At 36.0% G+C, this 1,755-nt stretch carries 2 protein-coding genes; both read right to left on the reverse strand.

Annotated elements, in window-relative coordinates:
* Positions 1-51: 51 nt before the first annotated feature.
* Positions 52-939, reverse strand: a complete 888-nt coding sequence (locus ABUA27_RS12595) for an IS3 family transposase (RefSeq protein ID WP_349820855.1) — start codon at positions 937-939, stop codon at positions 52-54.
* Positions 940-950: 11 nt separating this feature from the next.
* Positions 951-1,703 (reverse strand): helix-turn-helix domain-containing protein, encoded by a 753-nt coding sequence (locus ABUA27_RS12600; RefSeq protein ID WP_349820856.1) that lies wholly within the window; start codon positions 1,701-1,703, stop codon positions 951-953.
* Positions 1,704-1,755 lie beyond the last annotated feature (52 nt).

Genomic DNA, 1,755 nt, shown 5'->3' on the forward strand with positions numbered 1-1,755 from the left:
AAATAATTAAAAACATGTACCCATGCCAGCCACGTAGTGGCTGGCATTTTTTTATGCATAATGTGCCGCCTTATATTTCTGTATCGCCTTGTTCTCAGGTATTGGATACTGAACTGGATTCTCATTGCATAATGCTTCACTTCTTACTTCATAAGGTGTTTTCACACCAAATCTTCTTTGATATCTTTCATGACTGTAATATCTTATCCATTCTTTTATTGCCGCTTCTAATTCCTCTCTTGTTTCATATTTCTTGCCATAATGATATATCTCACATTTAAGTATTCCCCAGAATCCTTCCATTGGTCCATTATCAATGCAGCAGTGAACTCTGGACATGCTCTGTTCCATGCCATTATCCTTAAGCATACGCACAAAGACTGGACTCGTATACTGGAAACCTCCATCACTATGAAATAACGGATGTGCTCCTGGATTAGCGTCTACAGCTGATCTGAACGTATTGAAGACAAGTCTATTATCGTTATGGTCACTAATTGCATATCCTACTGGATATCTGTCATAAAGATCTAGTATCAGGCTTAGATATAGCTTATTTTCATTATTCTTTCCATATTTGAACTCAGTGACATCTGTTACCCATTTCTCATTAGGTCTTGATGCATTAAAGTCTCTTTTTAGATTATTCTTGGCTGTATTGTTGCTTTTTCTGACTGTACAGCTTCTTCTTTTTGGTCTTATGATTGACTTGATGCCAAGTATTTTCATCACCTTGTAGACCTGCTTGTCATTATAGTTCTTGTTTTCATCTCTGTTTATTCTATCTGTCATCATTCTGTAGCCAAGCGTATGATTGAACTTCTCATCATACTTTCTTATAAAGTCTGCCAGTTCCTCATTTTCAAGATCTCTTTCGCTTTTGTTATGTTTAAGCCATTTATAATAATTCGCCCTCTTTACACCTAATATCTCAAACATAGCTGATAGGCTTACCTCTTTGTCTTCTTCCCTGATTTCCTTGATTGACTGATATTCATTCTCGAATTTGCTTGTTCTGCATATCCTCTCCTTTCTATCTCCTCCACTTTTTTTAACAGTCTTATCTCCAGATGAGCCCTCTCCAGCTCACGCTCCTTTTCTCTCAGCTGTTTCTTTAGAAGGCCAAGCTCATCTAGCTCCTCATCCTTTTTACGGCGCCCACGTCTGTCTGATAAGCCTTCTTCACCTTTTTCTCTGTACTTTCTAACCCAGTTAAATACATTTGAATATGTCACATTAAACACTTTGCACGTTCCCTGATAATCAAGATCATGTTCCATGCAATATTTTACTATCTCTATTCTTTCTTCTTTTGTAACTTTTCTGCACTTTGTCATATAGATTTCTTTGCCTCCAGGAATATAATCCTTTAATTCTATATGATCATTATATAACTTTACCCATACAAGTACTGTCCTCTCTGAAGGAATATTATACTTTACTGCAATATCTCTTAGTGAGCCTTCTCCAGCCAGATATGCTTCTACAACCTTCCTTTTAAACTCTTTTGTATATGATCCATTTGCAGGCTTCTCATCAAATGCAGAATCGCCATATGCTTTAAAGATTCTAATCCACCTTTTAACTGTACTTTTATTTACATTTATTTCTTCTGCCAGTCTAGAAACTGATTCACTGCCATCTAAGTATCTTCTACATATTTCAATTTTTTGTTCTTTAGAAAACTTGCTTTTTCTTCCCATAAGAAAAACCTCCTCAGCAAACAGTGCTTTTAATTATTTACACTGTCTACTG

Source organism: Catenibacterium sp. RTP21428st1_D7_RTP21428_210409 (genome assembly GCF_040227455.1).
In the GTDB taxonomy this organism is placed as follows: Bacteria; Bacillota_I; Bacilli_A; order Erysipelotrichales; family Coprobacillaceae; genus Catenibacterium; species Catenibacterium mitsuoka_A.

Bases quoted from the DNA above. Each gene is read 5' to 3' on its own strand.
- ABUA27_RS12595 (WP_349820855.1), bottom strand. From the start codon at position 939: ATGTTTGAGATATTAGGTGTAAAGAGGGCGAATTATTATAAATGGCTT.
- ABUA27_RS12600 (WP_349820856.1), bottom strand. From the start codon at position 1,703: ATGGGAAGAAAAAGCAAGTTTTCTAAAGAACAAAAAATTGAAATATGT.